Below are 14,833 nucleotides of genomic sequence, written 5' to 3'. Positions count from 1 at the left end.
GATCACGACAAGGACAGGCCCGCATCCTTCAACCACGGCACGAAGGGCCTGCAACCCTGACAAACCGCCCCATTGGCGCACGGAAAGATTGCGCGCAATACAACCCATTGATAAAATTCGCCAAACTTGAATGGTATGATTTATAACAAGATTTCACGACAGGCCGCAATCCCGCGGCGTCGTGCGATTCATCTCCGCCGGCAAACGGCTTTTTGGGGCAACTGCCCGATTTTCAAGGCAAATGCCCAGCAACTAAATTGCCTGTGGACAAACGTGAGGCGAATCGGCCGACTCAGGCGGCTGCCGCCACCACCCGGTTGCGGCCGGAGCGCTTCGCCTCGTAGAGCGCCGCATCGGCACGCTTCAGCAGGGCATCAGGGCTGTCTCCCGCCGGCAGCGCGCTGGCAAGGCCGAGCGAGGCGGTGACGGGCAGGAAGACATCCGTGCCGGGCACGCGGAACGGTTCCCGCTCGACGATCGCGCGAAGGCGCTCCGCCACGCCCGCCGCCATCTCGGCCGACGTATCCGGCATGACCAGAACGAATTCCTCCCCGCCGTAGCGGCAGGCAAGGTCGGCGCCGCGCACGGCCGAGCGCACGCGGTTGGCGAATTCGCGCAGCACGGCGTCGCCCGCATCATGGCCGTAGGTATCGTTGACCAGCTTGAACCGGTCGATATCGGTGATGCAGACCGACAGCGGCCGGCCGCGCGCGGCGGCGCGGTCGATCAGGAGCTTCATGTGATTGTCGAGGTAGCGGCGGTTATGCAGGCCCGTCAGGCCGTCCGTGACGGCCAGCTCGATGGTCTGGCGCACGCTGGCGCGCAGGCGGTCGTTGCAGCGCTTGCGGCGGATCTGGGTGAGGCTGCGGGCGATCAGCTCGTTCGGATCGACCGGCCGCATCAGGTAGTCCGTCACGCCGAGATCGAGCGCGCGCACGACCATGTCGTCGTCGCCCTGCTCGGCGATCAGCAGGATCGGCAGGAAGCGCGTTCGCTCCAGCGAGCGAAGCTGCGAGCACAGGCGCAGCGGATCGTAGTCGTCGAAATTGGCGTTGACGATCACCAGTTCGAAATTGCTCTCGGCCGCCTGGAAGAGCGCGGCCTGCGGGTCCGACATGCTGGTGACATCGGCGATCGGCTTCAGCGCGCGCGCGATGCGCTCCTGCGAGCTTGCCCGGCCGTCGACGAGCAGCACGTCGCCCGGCTCGTCGCCCAGCGAATCGTCGAGCCCTTCCTCCATGGAGATGGCACGGGCGGTGGCCGCGCGCATGCGCAGCTCGTCCGTCAGCGTCTTCAACCGCACGAGGCTTTTCACCCGCGACATGAGCTGCAGGTCGTTGACCGGCTTGGTCAGGAAGTCGTCGGCACCGGCCTTGAGGCCCCGCACCCGGTCGGACGGCTGGTCGAGCGCCGTCACCATGACCACCGGGATATGGGCGGTGCGCGGATTGGCCTTCAGCCGCTCGCAGACCTCGAAACCGTCGATGCCGGGCATCATGATGTCGAGCAGGATGAGGTCGACCTGGGTGCGCTCGCACATGGCCAGCGCGTCGTAGCCATTCCCAGCCGTCAGCACGTCGAAATATTCCGCCAGCAGCCGCGCCTCGAGCAGCTTCACATTGGCCGGAATGTCGTCGACGACGAGAATGCGTGCTGTCATGCCCCAGACCTCCGCCTCAAGCGTCGCCGAGATAGGTTTTGATCGTTTCGATGAATTTCGGAACGGAAATCGGCTTGGAGACATAGGCCTCGCAGCCGCCCTGGCGGATGCGCTCCTCGTCGCCCTTCATCGCAAAGGCCGTGACAGCGATCACCGGGATGACATGGAGCTCGTCGTCCTCCTTCAGCCACTTGGTGACCTCAAGGCCCGAGACCTCCGGAAGCTGGATGTCCATCAGGATCAGGTCCGGGCGATATTTTCGGGCAAGATCAAGGGCTTCCATGCCATTACGGGTCTGGATGGTCGTATAGCCGGACGCCTCGATGAGGTCCCGGAAGAGCTTCATGTTGAGCTCGTTGTCCTCGACAATCATCACCTGCTTGGGCATCGTGCGTCCCTGTTCCTCTCACCGGCCTTGCAACCTTTTGGGAGATCGATACGTTGCGGCAGAGCCGAAATCACCCAGCCTGTCCGCATCAACGTTAGCGTGACTTGGTTGATTAAAAGGTAAATTTTCCGAGGGAAAACGATGAAAAGCCAAAAAGATACACCCGCGGTGGCCGAGGCGGAGGCAACCGCCGTCGCCATCCTCGGCTGGCTTGCCGGCGAACCGGAGCTGCTGTCGCGCTTCCTCGCGCTCACCGGCGTTGCCCCTTCCGAAGTGCGCAATGCCGTCAACGATCCCGGCTTCCTCGCCGGTCTCGTCGGCTTCCTGATGGACCATGAGCCGACGCTTCTCGCCTTCAGCGCGGCGACGGGCGTTACGCCGGAAGCGGTCGTGCATGCCCACGCCATCCTCTCCGGGCCATATGGCGGCGAGGATTTCTGAGCGGGCGCTTCGCCGGGGTCGCCACGCGCTTGCCTGTGCGTCGTCATGCATTCACCTCCGGCGACTATTGAGACTCGTGAATTTAAGCAGTAATGTCGCGATGTTCAATATTTGTTCCATACGATGAGCATCGCCGACTCGCGTTTTCCGGGCTTCTGCCGCGACTGCCTTGCCGGGCAGCCGGCCAATCTGCGCCGCTGCCGTGCCTGCGGCAGCCCCCGCCTCGTCTATCATGACGAGCTCTACGGCCTGACGCTCGCCCATATCGACTGCGACGCCTTCTACGCCGCGATCGAAAAGCGGGACAATCCGGAGCTTGCCGACAAGCCCGTCATCGTCGGCGGCGGCAAGCGCGGCGTCGTCTCCACCGCCTGCTATGTCGCGCGGATCCATGGCGTGCGCTCGGCCATGCCGATGTTCAAGGCGCTGGAGGCCTGCCCGAACGCCGTCGTCATCAGCCCGAACATGGAGAAATACGTCGCCGTGGGCCGGCAGGTGCGCGCGATGATGCAGGACCTGACGCCGCTGGTGCAGCCGCTTTCCATCGACGAGGCCTTTCTGGAGCTCAAGGGCACCGAACGCCTGCACCACGACCCGCCCGCCCGGGTGCTCGCCCGCTTCGCCCAGCGCGTGGAGAAGGAGGTCGGCATCACGATCTCGATCGGCCTTTCCTATTGCAAGTTCCTCGCCAAGGTCGCCTCGGACCTCAACAAGCCGCGCGGCTTTTCCGTCATCGGCGCGGCCGAAGCGCTCGACTTCCTGCGCGAAAAGCCGGTGCGCCTCATCTGGGGTGTCGGCAAGGCCTTCGCCGAGACGCTGGAGCGCGACGGCATCCGCACCGTCGGCCAGTTGCAGACCATGGAGGAAACCGACCTGATGCGTCGCTACGGCGTGATGGGCAAGCGGCTCTTCAACCTCTCCCGCGGGCAGGACGACCGGGAGGTGCACCCGAACGACCCGGCCAAGAGCGTGTCGGCCGAAACCACCTTCTTCGACGATATCGCGGGCTACGATGAGCTGGTGACGCATCTGCGCCGCCTCAGCGAGAAGGTGGCCACGCGCCTGCGCAAATCCGGCATTGCCGGCCATACGGTCGTGCTCAAGCTGAAGACCGCCGATTTCAAGGGCCGCACGCGCAACCGCAAGCTGGAAGACCCGACCATGCTTGCCGACCGCATCTTCCGCACCGGCGCCGAACTCCTGCGCAAGGAGATCGACGGCACGAAGTACCGGCTGATCGGCATCGGCGTCAGCGACCTTGCCGATCCCGGCCGCGCCGATCCGCCGGATCTCGTCGATCCCGCCGCCGGCCGCCGCGCCGCCGCCGAAGCCGCGATGAACACGCTGCGCGACAAATTCGGCAAGGCGAGCGTGGAGACCGGCTATACGTTCGGCAAATCCGGCCCGGCTCGTTTTCACGAAAAGTTGACATTCAAGACCGCCGGAAAAATCGACGACCCGACCGAATAAATCCCGGCAAGCCGGCGTTCTGACTGCATCGGGATGGCACAGATCGGGGAAGCGCCGGCAAGCATCAAGCCTTCCTTAAACCGGATGCACTACGCTTCCCGCCGGTTTGTATTGCGTACGGATGGGTCACATGAAGTTTCGCCTCGTTACCGGCATGAGCATGTTGGGCCTGATGCTGAGCTGCGCCACCGCGCTCGGCGGCGCGCTCGAAGGTCCGCTCCAGATCATGGTGTCGAAGGACCTGCAGCAATTGAAGGTCTACGATGGCGGCGTGGTGGTCGCCACCTCGCGCGTCTCCACCGGCAAGGCGGGACATTCGACGCCGACCGGCATCTTCTCGATCCTCGAGAAGAAGCGCACGCACTTCTCCAACCTCTACGACAGCGCGCCGATGCCCTTCATGCAGCGGCTGACCTGGTCGGGCATCGCGCTGCACGCCTCCAACAGCGTGCCGTCCTATCCCGCCTCGCACGGCTGCGTGCGCCTGCCGAACGATTTTGCGAAGACGCTGTTCAGCACGACGCGCCGCGGCGGCCACGTCCTCATCACCGACCACGAGGTCGCGCCGCAGCGCATCGTGCATGCCGCGCTATTCAAGCCCGTCGTCGTCGTGCCGGATACGCCGCTGCTCTCGGATGCGGGCCTGCGCCCCGCCCTCATCGAAGCCGGCGACAAGAGCGTCGAGGTGGCGATGACCGATCCAAAGCCGGATATCGTCACGCCCATCGTGCAGAAGACAGAACAGGACCCGATCCGCATCCTCATCACCCGCCGCGGCGAGCGCGAGATGCTGATGGACCTGCAGGCCCTCCTCAATTCGCTCGGCCATGACGCCGGCGTGCCGGACGGCCTGCACGGCAAGCAGACCGTGGCCGCCATCCGCGCCTTCCAGCGCGCCGAGGGGCTGACGGAGGACGGCGTGATCGCGCCGGAGCTCATCGCCGCCGTCTATGCCAAGGCCGGCAAGGGGGCGCCGCCGAACGGGCAGATCCTCGTGCGGCAGAAGTTCAAGCCCGTGCTCGAAATGCCGATCGCCATCCGCGATCCGGACATCGCCCTCGGCACGCATTTCCTGCTCGCCCGCGGGGTCGATGCCGACAAGGGCAAGGCGGAATGGTATGGCGTGAGCATGGACAACCAGCTCTCGCAGGCGACGATGAAGCGCCTCGGCATCACCACCGAAGCGGACGCAGCCGCCCCCGACGCGCTGGCCAGGACCCTCGACCGCCTCGACATTCCCGAGGAGATGCGCCTGCGCATTTCCGGCCTGATGGGCGAAGGCGCCTCCCTCTCCATCTCCGACACCGGCCTCGGCCCGGAGACCGGCGACGGCACGGACTTCATCACCGTGACGCGCAAGGTGCAGAAGGCGGATGCCGGGATCGTGCAAGGCGGCAAGAAGACAAAGAAAAAGAAGAAGGCGTCATCGATCTCCGTCGTCAACTGACCGGAGACGCCTGACATGACATCAGGGCCGCTCGCTCTTCCGGCGCCGCGGCCCTTTTCGTTCCGTCCCTCGCCGAAACATCGCAGCAGAAATTGCGCACCGCGTCAGGACGGTTTGGCGAGAAGACCCGTCGCAAGCGCCTGGAACACCTCGATCGCCTTCGGCAGGACACCCTTCGGATCGTCGCTCGCCGCGATCCAGAGCGCGGCGTTGAACGCCATGCTGCTGAGGAGCCGGGCGGCGGCCTCGGCATCCACCGGCTTGAGCATTCCTTCGGCAATGAGTTGTTCCACCTTCGCCTGCGTGACCTGCAGGCAGTTGCTCTGGCTCGGCCATCGCGAGGGGTCTCCCAGTACGGCAGGCCCATCGAGCAGGACGATGCGCTGCACCTCGGGGTCGAGGGACATTTCGATATAGGCCGCCCCTTCCGCCAGGAGGCCGCTCCAATCGTCTCCTGCGCAAGCGCCGATCTGCTTGGCGCGCGCGGCCATCTCCGTGTCGATCTGATGCACGACCGCCGCGAGAAGACCCCGCTTGTCGCCAAAAATATTGTAGAGCGCGCCGCGCGTCAGCCCCACATCGGCGGTCAAGTCGTCCATGGAGGCGGCCGCGTATCCCTTCCTGCCGAAGGCCTTGCGCGCCGCGCCGATCAGCTTGATCCGGTTTTCCTCCATCATCGCGATGCGTCGATTCACGCTTTCATCCTCGTTCTTTTCATATACGGCGCGTATACGAACTTGACATCGCGGCCCCGAACACCCAATTTCATATACGCAACGTATATGAAATTACGATCGTTGTGAAGCATCCTGGCCTCCCCGGCCACCTCCACCCTTGAAAGGGAGATCAACCATGACCCAGCGCGAAGCGATTTTTCCGGCGGACAGACACGCCCTCTACGACGAGCACGGCTATTCGGCCGCGATCAAATCCGGCGACCTCCTGTTCGTCTCCGGCCAGGTCGGCAGCCGTTCCGACGGAACGCCGGAGCCCGATTTCGAGCAGCAGGTGCGCCTCGCCTTCCGGAACCTCAAAGCGACGCTCGCGGCAGCGGGCTGCACCTTCGACGACATCATCGACGTGACATCCTTCCACACCGATCCCGAAAACCAGTTCGGCACGATCCTGGCCGTCAAGCAGGAGATCTTCGAGACGCGCCCCTATCCGAACTGGACCGCGATCGGCGTGAACTGGCTCGCCGGTTTCGACTTCGAGATCAAGGTTGTCGCCCGCGTGCCGGCGGCCGCATAGGCCTCAGACCAGCTCCACCTCCAGCACGCCCGGCGTGGAGCGCATGGCGGCGGCGATTTCCGAGGAGATGCGGAAGCGTTCGCTCAGCTCCACCTCGATTTCCCGCTGGCCGTCGTCCTTGATCACGATGAAGGAGACGAGGCCGTCGCCCTTCGTGTTGAGATGGGCGGCGATGGAGCGCAGGGGGCCGCTGTCGCGCACATAGACGCGCAGCGCCTTCTGGGTCTGCAGCGATTCCTCCTCGAGCGAGCGCAACGTCTGAATGCGCAGGCCGATACCCTCCGGCCGCTCCTCCGCCTGCACGGTCATGACCAGCGATTTGCCGGGCTCCAGAAGATCGCGGTACTGGTTCAGCATTTCGGAGAACAGCACCGCCTCGAACTGGCCGGACGAATCGGAAAAGGCGACGATGCCCATCTTGTTGCCGGTGCGCGTCTTGCGCTCCTGCTTCGAGGTGACCGTGCCGGCAAGGCGGCCGGCGGTGGCGCCGCGCTTCACCGCGGCGGAAAAATCGCCGAAGGTCTGCACGCGCATCTTGGAGAGGATCGGCGCATAGGTGTCGAGCGGATGGGCCGACAGGTAGAAGCCGAGCACCTGGAACTCGCGGTGCAGTTTTTCCGAGGCAAGCCAGGGCGTGTAGGAGGGGAGCGTGATGACCTCCGGCCCCGTCGCCGCGCCCATGCCGAAGATATCGCCCTGCCCGCTCGCCTTGTTCTCCTGCGCGCGCTGGGCAGCGCCGAGAAGCCGGTCGAGGCCGGCGATCATCGCGGCGCGGTCATGGCCGAAGCAATCGAAGGCGCCGGCGACGATCAGGCTTTCGAAGACGCGGCGGTTGACGAATTTGGGATCGATGCGCGCGCAGAAATCCTCAAGGCTCTTGAAGGGCGCAGACCCGCGCACATCGACGATGTGCTGCACGGCGGCCCCGCCGACACCCTTGATGGCGGCAAGCGCATAATAGATGCGGTTCTCGCCGGTCTCGAAATGGGCGAACGAGGTCTGCACCGACGGCGGGATGACCTCGATGCCGAGGCGGGCGGCATCCTGCCGGAAATCGTTCAGCTTGTCCGTGTTGGACATATCGTAGGTCATCGACGCGGCGAGGAACTCGACCGGGTAATGCGCCTTCAGATAGGCCGTCTGGTAGGAGACGATGGCATAGGCGGCGGCGTGCGACTTGTTGAAGCCGTAGTTCGCGAACTTGGCGAGCAGGTCGAAGATCAGGTCGGACTGCGGCTTCGACACGCCGTTCCTGACGGCGCCATCGACGAAGCGGGCGCGCTGCTTGTCCATCTCCTCCTTGATCTTCTTGCCCATGGCGCGGCGCAGAAGGTCGGCCTCGCCGAGCGAATAGCCGGACAGGACCTGGGCGATCTGCATCACCTGTTCCTGGTAGACGATGACGCCCTGCGTCTCCTTCAGGAGGTGGTCGATCATCGGATGGATCGATTCGATCTCCTCCTCGCCATGCTTGCGGGCGTTGTAGACCGGGATGTTTTCCATCGGGCCGGGGCGGTAGAGCGCCACCAGCGCAATGATGTCCTCGATGCAGTCCGGCCGCATGCCGATCAGCGCCTTGCGCATGCCCGCGCTTTCCACCTGGAACACGCCGACCGTCTCGCCGCGCGACAGCATCTCGTAAGTGAGCTGGTCGTCGAGCGGCAGGCTTTCGAGATGCACCTCGATGCCGCGCTTGCGGATGAAGTCGACCGCGGTCTTCAGCACCGTGAGCGTCTTCAGGCCGAGGAAGTCGAACTTGACGAGGCCGGCCTGCTCCACCCATTTCATGTTGAACTGGGTGACCGGCATGTCGGAGCGCGGATCTCGGTACATCGGCACGAGCTGCGAGAGCGGCCGGTCGCCGATCACGATGCCGGCGGCGTGCGTCGAAGCGTGGCGGTAGAGGCCCTCGATCTTCTGGGCGATATCGAGCAGGCGCGCGACGACCGGCTCCTTCTCCGCCTCTTCCTGCAGTTTCGGCTCCTCCTCGATCGCCTTGTAGAGCGGCGTCGGGTTGGCCGGGTTGTTCGGCACCAGCTTGCAGATCTTGTCGACCTGGCCATAGGGCATTTCGAGCACGCGCCCGACGTCGCGCAGCGCCGCGCGCGCCTGCAGCGAACCGAAGGTGATGATCTGCGCCACCTGCTCGCGGCCATATTTCTGCTGCACGTAGCGGATCACCTCTTCGCGGCGGTCCTGGCAGAAGTCGATGTCGAAGTCCGGCATCGAGACGCGTTCCGGATTGAGGAAGCGTTCGAAGAGCAGCGAGAAGCGCAGCGGATCGACGTCGGTAATCGTCAGCGCGTACGCGACCAGCGAGCCCGCGCCTGAGCCGCGGCCCGGACCGACCGGGATGTTGTGCTGCTTGGCCCATTTGATGAAGTCGGCAACGATCAGGAAGTAGCCGGGGAACTTCATCCGCTCGATGACGCTGAGCTCGAAATCCAGCCGCTCGCGGTAATCCTGCTCCGTATAGCCCGGCGTCAGGCCGAGCAGCTTCATGCGGCTTTCGAGGCCCTCCACGGATTGCCGGCGCAACTCCGCCGCCTCCGCCCTCTCGGCCTCCTCCGGATCCGCCGAAGCGCCGGTGAAGCGCGGCAGGATCGGGCCGCGCGTCTTCAGCACGAAGGAGCAGCGCCGCGCGATCTCCACCGTGTTCTCCAAGGCCTCCGGCAGGTCGGCGAAGAGCTTCGCCATGTCCTTTCGGCTCTTGAGGTAGTGGTCCGGCGACAGGCGGAAGCGGTTGTCGTCCGAAACCATCGCATTGTGCGCCACCGCCATCAGCGCGTCGTGTGCATCGTAATCGTCCGGGGCCGGGAAGAACGGCTCGTTGGTCGCCACCAGCGGCACGTCCTCCGCATAGGCAAGCTCCACCATCCGCCGCTCGTGCTGCCTGTCGTAGCGGCCATGCCGCTGCAGCTCGATATAGAGCCGGTCGCCGAAGACCTTCTTCAGCGCCTGAAGCCGCGCCCGCGCCAATGCCGGCTGGCCGGCCAGGAAGGCCATGTCGACCGGACCGCCGCTCGCGCCGGAAAGCGCGATCAGCCCTTCCGCGCCCTCCTCGACCAGCCAGCTATAGGCGATCCGGATCGCCTGGCTGCCCTCGCCGCCGAGATAGGCGCGGCTGACCAGCGCGACGAGCCGGGCGTAACCCGCATCCGTCGCCGCCAGAAGCACGATCGAGGGCAGCTTTGCAAGCTGGGCCTGTCCGCCGCGCCGCTCGCCTTCCCCTTCGTCTTCCATGTCGATCGACAGCTGGCAGCCGATCAGCGGCTGGATTCCCTCGCTAATCGCCTTCTGCGAGAATTCGAGCGCCGCGAACAGGTTGTTCGTGTCGGTGATCGCGATCGCCGGCTGCTGGTCGGAAGTGGCCTTGCCGATGATCTTCTTGATCGGCAGGGCGCCTTCGAGCAGCGAGAAGGCCGAATGCACGCGCAGGTGCACGAATTCCGGCGTCTGTACGATCGTTCCGCCATCCGTCTTCTGCGCTTCGTCCGCCATGTCACCTTCCTTCCGATCAGGACGGAAAGCTTAAGCGGATTCGCCCCCTCCTCGTCCAGCCGGTTCTTGGCGTTGCACCCGCTTTCCACGCATCGGCAGACGACGGGCCGGTGAGGCAAGGCGGACGATCAGATTCCGAAGAGGATGACGGAGAAGCTGGCGACGAACATGGCCATGGAGGTGAATGCAGCAAGATCACGAAGAAAATCGGTCATTGTGGCTCCCTTTCCTTTTATGTTTTCATTTTGTTCCATTATTGTTCTCATGTCAACCGCTTTCCACAGGCCCTCTGGACCGGCACGTCCGGGCGCAATAAGGTCGCCTCGGTCAAACGGAGGAAAAAAGATGAAGTCGTTGATTGCCGTCCTTGTGCTTTCAGCCGCCCTGCCCGCCGCGGCGGGGGCTGCGGACTTTCCGGCCGAGCGCATCCTGGCGATGGCCAGCGGCGACTGGAACAAGGACGGCGTGCCGGACCTCGCCATCGTCGCGACGGCGGACGAGGACAGCGGCAACGACAGCGGGCTCTATGTCTATCTCGCCAAACCGGAGGAAGGCCGGCTGACGCTGGCGCTCTCCCTGCCGAACACCGTCTGGGGCAGCCCGCCCATCATGGCCGGCCAGGAGCCGGAGCTGGCGGCGCTTGCCAACGGTTCCTTCACGCTGGTGACGAAGAACGAATCGATCGGCCGGGACCGGTGGCGCCAGACGCTGACCATCGCCTACCGCAACTTCGACTTCATCGTCGCGGGCTACACCTTCTCGTCCTACGATACGCTCAACCCGGACGGGGGAAGCGAATGCGACCTCAACGTGCTGACCGGCAAGGGCAAGGCCCTCGGGCAACCGATCAGCGGACAGGCGCAGTTCGTGCTGCTGAAGGACTGGAAGGACGGGATTGCCCGCTCGGTCTGCGGGCTGGACAACTAGAGCGTCCGTTCGGACGCAACACCGCCGCGCGCTCTTCCCAGGAAAGCGGAAAAATGCCGTTGGCGGTCCGGTTCGGGCAGTATGGCGGCCGGTCTCCAGCCGGCCGGCGCGCTCGGCCTCAGGCGAGCTCGTGCACGCGGCCGTCCTCGATCGTCACCCGGCGATCCATCAGGCCGGCGAGCTCGTGGTTGTGGGTGGCGATCAGTGCGGCAAGGCCCGACTGGCGGGCAAGCGCCTCCAGCGCCTCGAAGACGTAGCCGGCGGTTTCCGGATCGAGGTTGCCGGTCGGCTCGTCGGCAAGCAGCAGGAGTGGCGCATTGGCGACGGCCCGGGCGATGGCGACGCGCTGCTGCTCGCCGCCGGAGAGTTCCGACGGGCGGTGGTCGGCGCGGTGGCCGATGCGCATGTAATCGAGCAGCTGGGCGGCGCGTTCGCGCGCTTCCGCCTTGGAAAGGCCGGAGATGAGCTGCGGCATCATGATGTTTTCCAGCGCGCTGAATTCCGGCAGGAGATGATGGAACTGGTAGACGAAGCCGATCTCGCCGCGCCGGATCGCCGTGCGCTGGTCATCGGGAAGCGTCGCGCAGGAATGGCCGTTGACGAAGACCTCGCCGGCGTCGGGTTTTTCCAGCAGGCCGGCGATGTGCAGGAGCGTCGACTTGCCGGTGCCCGAGGGCGCGACGAGCGCGACGGTCTCGCCGCTCTTCAGCGTGAAATCGGCCCCTTTGAGGATCGTCAACAGGGTTTCGCCCTGGCCGTAGTGCCGTTCGATGCCCTTGAGTTCCAGAGCGACGCGCGCGTTCATGCGTTCTGTTCCTATTCGTACCGCAGGGCCTGAACCGGATCGAGCTTGGAGGCGCGCCAGGCAGGGAAGATAGTCGCGAGGAAGGAGAGCGCCAGCGCCATGAGGATGACCGAAATCGTCTCGCCGGCATTCATGTCGGCCGGCAGCTGGCTGAGGAAATAGAGTTCCGGGTTGAACAGCGTCGTGCCCGAGATCCAGGAGAAGAACTGGCGGATCGATTCGACGTTGAGGCAGACGATGACGCCGAGCAGCACGCCCGCGAAGGTGCCCACCGTGCCGATCGCCGCGCCCGTCATGAAGAAGATGCGCATGATGGCGCCTGATGTGGCGCCCATGGTGCGCAGGATCGCGATGTCGCTGCCCTTGTCCTTCACCAGCATGATGAGGCCGGAGATGATGTTGAGCGCGGCGACGAGCACGATCAGCGTCAGGATCATGAACATGACGTTGCGCTCGACCTGCAGGGCCGAGAAGAAGGTGCGGTTGCGCTGGCGCCAGTCGGTGATGAAGATCTGCCGTTCGGCCGCCGCCTCGATCGGCTGGCGCAGCTGGTCGACATCGTCGGGATTGGCGACGAAGAGCTCGATCGACTGAACGACGCCCTCGGCGTTGAAATAGAGCTGCGCCTCCTCGAGCGGCATGTAGATGATCGACGCGTCGTATTCCGACATGCCGATCTCGAAGATGGCGGAGACCGTGTAGGTCTTCACGCGCGGATTGACGCCGAGCGGCGTCACGTCGCCTTCCGGCGCGACGAGCGTGATCTGGCCGCCGGCGCTGAGGCCGAGCTGCTCGGCCATGCGCGAGCCGATGGCGACGCCGCTGCCGGAGGCGAACCCGACGAGATCGCCCTCCTTGATGTTGTCGGAGACGGCCTTCATCTTGGCGAGATCGTCGGCGCGCACGCCGCGTACCAGCGCGCCGGTGCCGGCGCCTGCCGTGCCCGAGGCGAGCGTCTGGCCCTCGACGAGCGGAATGGCCATGGTGACGCCGGGGACCGCGGACAGGCGCTCTGCGAGCTGGGCATAGTTGTTCAGCGGCGTGTCGATCGGCTGGACGATCATGTGGCCGTTGATGCCGAGGATGCGCGAGATCAACTCGGTGCGGAACCCGTTCATGACGGCCATGACGATGATGAGCGTCGCAACGCCCAGCATGATGCCGATGAAGGAGAAGCCGGCAATCACCGAGATGAAGGCTTCCTTGCGCCGGGAGCGCAGGTAGCGCCAGGCGACCATCCGCTCGAAGGCGGAGAACGGGCGGTTCTTGTTGAAGGCCTGCGCCTCGGTTGCAGATGCACCGCTCGCTGCGTCAGCCATGATTTCCCCCGTTGCCGCCGGCGCCGCTGCGCCGCATCAAATGCCGGACGTCAGGCGGTTGATCGCCGCCTCGATGGTCAGCGTCTCGCGTTCGCCGGTCTTGCGATCCTTGATCTCGACCTCGCCGTTCGCGATGCCGCGCGGACCGGCAATGACCTGCACCGGCGCGCCGATGAGGTCGGCGGTCGCGAATTTCGCGCCGGCGCGCTCGTCCTTATCGTCGTAGAGCACGTCGACGCCGGCCTTCAGCAGCGCGCCATAGATCTGCTCGCAGGCCGCGTCGCAGGCGGCATCGCCCGACTTCATGTTGATGACGATCGCCTCGAAGGGCGCGACGGCCTTCGGCCAGATGATGCCGTTCTCATCATGCGAGGCTTCTATGATGGCCGGCACGAGGCGCGTCGGGCCGATGCCGTAGGAGCCCATATGCACGGTATGCTCCTTGCCGTCGGGGCCCTGGACCTTGGCGCCCATGGCTTCGGAATATTTCGTGCCGAAATAGAAGATGTGGCCGACCTCGATGCCCCGGGCCGACAGGCGCTCACCTTCCGGGATCGCCTCGAAGGCGGGCGCGTCGTGCATCTCGGAGGTGGCCGCGTAGCGAGAGGTCCACTTGTCGAAGATCGCCTTCAGGCCGGCGACATCCTCGAAGTTGGTGTCTTCCGCCGGAATGTCGAAATTCAGGAAATCCGTGTGGCAGAAGACTTCCGATTCGCCCGTATCGGCGAGGATGATGAATTCGTGGCTGAGATCGCCGCCGATCGGGCCGGTGTCGGCGCGCATCGGAATGGCGCGCAGGCCCATGCGCGAGAAGGTGCGCAGATACGCCGCGAACATGCGGTTGTAGGCGTGCACGGCGCCCTCGCGGTCGAGGTCGAAGGAATAGGCGTCCTTCATCAGGAATTCGCGCGAGCGCATGGTGCCGAAGCGCGGGCGGATCTCGTCGCGGAACTTCAGCTGGATATGGTAGAGATTGAGCGGCAGGTCCTTGTAGGACTTCACGAACGAGCGGAAGACGTCCGTGATCATCTCCTCGTTGGTCGGGCCGTAGAGCATCGGGCGCTCCTGGCGGTCCTTGATGCGCAGCATCTCCTTGCCATAGGCATCATAGCGGCCGCTTTCCTGCCAGAGCTCGGCCGATTGCAGCGTCGGCATCAGAAGCTCGACGGCGCCGGAGCGGTTCTGCTCCTCGCGGATGATGGCGTTCACCTTGTCGAGAACCCGCTTGCCCAGCGGCAGCCAGGTATAGATGCCCTGGGACTGCTGCTTGATCATGCCCGCACGCAGCATGAGCCGGTGAGAGACGATCTCGGCCTCCTTGGGATTTTCCTTGAGGATGGGCAGGAAGAAGCGGGAAAGGCGCATATCGGGTTCCGGAGTGACTGATCCGCCCTATTTCGGGAATCGGGCAAAATGACGTTGATTTTGATGCGTTCATAAACGCTTCGCCACCGGAAGGGAACCCGGCAGCCCGCGGCGGAGCGCCGAGTCGGCGCACTGTCCACCGCCCGGATGGCCTCGCCAAATGTGGCAGAAAAATGGGGCCGCCAATAACGGAAATTGCGCAGGCTTTGTCAATGGAAAAATTTTATTCCAGTGTAACAAAAATGCAAAAAAACCGGAT

At 64.6% G+C, this 14,833-nt stretch carries 13 protein-coding genes; 5 read left to right on the top strand and 8 right to left on the bottom strand.

The window, feature by feature from the left end; translation table 11 throughout:
* Positions 1 to 292: 292 nt before the first annotated feature.
* Together AABF56_RS04875 and AABF56_RS04870 are read right to left on the bottom strand one after the other, a co-directional pair.
* On the bottom strand, positions 293 to 1,660 hold the full coding sequence (locus AABF56_RS04875) for a PleD family two-component system response regulator (RefSeq protein WP_244765807.1): 1,368 nt from the start codon (positions 1,658 to 1,660) through the stop codon (positions 293 to 295).
* Between the two features lie 16 nt (positions 1,661 to 1,676).
* A complete protein-coding gene (locus tag AABF56_RS04870) occupies positions 1,677 to 2,048 on the bottom strand; it encodes a response regulator (protein ID WP_010065708.1) in 372 nt (123 codons plus the stop codon).
* A 141-nt stretch (positions 2,049 to 2,189) separates the two neighbouring features.
* On the opposite strand from AABF56_RS04870, the gene AABF56_RS04865 reads away from it, so the two are divergent.
* The 3 genes from AABF56_RS04865 to AABF56_RS04855 all read left to right on the top strand — a co-directional run bounded on the left by AABF56_RS04865 (position 2,190) and on the right by AABF56_RS04855 (position 5,406).
* Positions 2,190 to 2,489, top strand: a complete 300-nt coding sequence (locus tag AABF56_RS04865; RefSeq protein WP_244765808.1) for a DUF3572 domain-containing protein — start codon at positions 2,190 to 2,192, stop codon at positions 2,487 to 2,489.
* 123 nt (positions 2,490 to 2,612) lie between these two features.
* Positions 2,613 to 3,959 carry a DNA polymerase IV gene (locus tag AABF56_RS04860; protein WP_272805107.1) on the top strand — a complete coding sequence of 449 codons (1,347 nt, stop codon included), beginning with the start codon at positions 2,613 to 2,615 and terminating at the stop codon, positions 3,957 to 3,959.
* 130 nt (positions 3,960 to 4,089) lie between these two features.
* Positions 4,090 to 5,406, top strand: a complete 1,317-nt coding sequence (locus tag AABF56_RS04855; protein WP_272805106.1) for a L,D-transpeptidase family protein — start codon at positions 4,090 to 4,092, stop codon at positions 5,404 to 5,406.
* 104 nt (positions 5,407 to 5,510) lie between these two features.
* Here the strand turns inward: AABF56_RS04855 and AABF56_RS04850 are convergent, their stop codons facing one another.
* Complete coding sequence (locus tag AABF56_RS04850) at positions 5,511 to 6,080, bottom strand: TetR/AcrR family transcriptional regulator (RefSeq protein WP_244766003.1); 570 nt, start codon at positions 6,078 to 6,080, stop codon at positions 5,511 to 5,513.
* A gap of 178 nt (positions 6,081 to 6,258) precedes the next feature.
* Here AABF56_RS04850 and AABF56_RS04845 point away from each other — a divergent pair, with 178 nt between their 5' ends.
* A complete protein-coding gene (locus AABF56_RS04845; RefSeq protein ID WP_272805105.1) occupies positions 6,259 to 6,657 on the top strand; it encodes a RidA family protein in 399 nt (132 codons plus the stop codon).
* 3 nt (positions 6,658 to 6,660) lie between these two features.
* Here AABF56_RS04845 and dnaE read toward each other — a convergent pair whose 3' ends face one another.
* Both dnaE and AABF56_RS04835 read right to left on the bottom strand, forming a co-directional pair.
* The gene (gene dnaE, locus AABF56_RS04840; protein ID WP_272805104.1) at positions 6,661 to 10,158 is read right to left on the bottom strand and encodes a DNA polymerase III subunit alpha; all 3,498 of its coding nucleotides are present in this window, start codon (positions 10,156 to 10,158) and stop codon (positions 6,661 to 6,663) included.
* Positions 10,159 to 10,286: 128 nt separating this feature from the next.
* A complete protein-coding gene (locus AABF56_RS04835; RefSeq protein WP_272805103.1) occupies positions 10,287 to 10,412 on the bottom strand; it encodes a hypothetical protein in 126 nt (41 codons plus the stop codon).
* Between the two features lie 91 nt (positions 10,413 to 10,503).
* Between AABF56_RS04835 and AABF56_RS04830 the strand changes: the two genes are divergently transcribed.
* Positions 10,504 to 11,085, top strand: a complete 582-nt coding sequence (locus AABF56_RS04830; RefSeq protein WP_272805102.1) for a hypothetical protein — start codon at positions 10,504 to 10,506, stop codon at positions 11,083 to 11,085.
* Between the two features lie 118 nt (positions 11,086 to 11,203).
* On the opposite strand, the gene AABF56_RS04825 is transcribed toward AABF56_RS04830, so the two are convergent.
* The 3 genes from AABF56_RS04825 to proS are packed head-to-tail and all read right to left on the bottom strand — an operon-like array spanning position 11,204 to position 14,574.
* Positions 11,204 to 11,890 carry an ABC transporter ATP-binding protein gene (locus AABF56_RS04825; protein WP_244765814.1) on the bottom strand — a complete coding sequence of 229 codons (687 nt, stop codon included), beginning with the start codon at positions 11,888 to 11,890 and terminating at the stop codon, positions 11,204 to 11,206.
* Positions 11,891 to 11,901: 11 nt separating this feature from the next.
* The gene (locus AABF56_RS04820) at positions 11,902 to 13,209 is read right to left on the bottom strand and encodes a lipoprotein-releasing ABC transporter permease subunit (protein ID WP_244765815.1); all 1,308 of its coding nucleotides are present in this window, start codon (positions 13,207 to 13,209) and stop codon (positions 11,902 to 11,904) included.
* Between the two features lie 36 nt (positions 13,210 to 13,245).
* A complete protein-coding gene (gene proS, locus AABF56_RS04815) occupies positions 13,246 to 14,574 on the bottom strand; it encodes a proline--tRNA ligase (RefSeq protein ID WP_244765816.1) in 1,329 nt (442 codons plus the stop codon).
* Between the last annotated feature and the right edge of the window lie 259 nt (positions 14,575 to 14,833).

Source organism: Shinella sp. WSC3-e, assembly GCF_945994535.1.
Taxonomy (GTDB): domain Bacteria; phylum Pseudomonadota; class Alphaproteobacteria; order Rhizobiales; family Rhizobiaceae; genus Shinella; species Shinella yambaruensis.
Note: the sequence above shows the minus strand (reverse complement) of the source record. Positions and strands in the feature narration are given on the sequence as shown.

Coding starts and splice junctions, on each gene's coding strand:
- AABF56_RS04850 (WP_244766003.1), bottom strand. CDS start 6,080: ATGGAGGAAAACCGGATCAAGCTGATCGGCGCGGCGCGCAAGGCCTTC.
- AABF56_RS04855 (WP_272805106.1), top strand. CDS start 4,090: ATGAAGTTTCGCCTCGTTACCGGCATGAGCATGTTGGGCCTGATGCTG.
- AABF56_RS04835 (WP_272805103.1), bottom strand. CDS start 10,412: ATGGAACAAAATGAAAACATAAAAGGAAAGGGAGCCACAATGACCGAT.
- proS (WP_244765816.1), bottom strand. CDS start 14,574: ATGCGCCTTTCCCGCTTCTTCCTGCCCATCCTCAAGGAAAATCCCAAG.
- AABF56_RS04860 (WP_272805107.1), top strand. CDS start 2,613: ATGAGCATCGCCGACTCGCGTTTTCCGGGCTTCTGCCGCGACTGCCTT.
- dnaE (WP_272805104.1), bottom strand. CDS start 10,158: ATGGCGGACGAAGCGCAGAAGACGGATGGCGGAACGATCGTACAGACG.
- AABF56_RS04830 (WP_272805102.1), top strand. CDS start 10,504: ATGAAGTCGTTGATTGCCGTCCTTGTGCTTTCAGCCGCCCTGCCCGCC.
- AABF56_RS04865 (WP_244765808.1), top strand. CDS start 2,190: ATGAAAAGCCAAAAAGATACACCCGCGGTGGCCGAGGCGGAGGCAACC.
- AABF56_RS04825 (WP_244765814.1), bottom strand. CDS start 11,890: ATGAACGCGCGCGTCGCTCTGGAACTCAAGGGCATCGAACGGCACTAC.
- AABF56_RS04845 (WP_272805105.1), top strand. CDS start 6,259: ATGACCCAGCGCGAAGCGATTTTTCCGGCGGACAGACACGCCCTCTAC.
- AABF56_RS04820 (WP_244765815.1), bottom strand. CDS start 13,209: ATGGCTGACGCAGCGAGCGGTGCATCTGCAACCGAGGCGCAGGCCTTC.
- AABF56_RS04875 (WP_244765807.1), bottom strand. CDS start 1,660: ATGACAGCACGCATTCTCGTCGTCGACGACATTCCGGCCAATGTGAAG.
- AABF56_RS04870 (WP_010065708.1), bottom strand. CDS start 2,048: ATGCCCAAGCAGGTGATGATTGTCGAGGACAACGAGCTCAACATGAAG.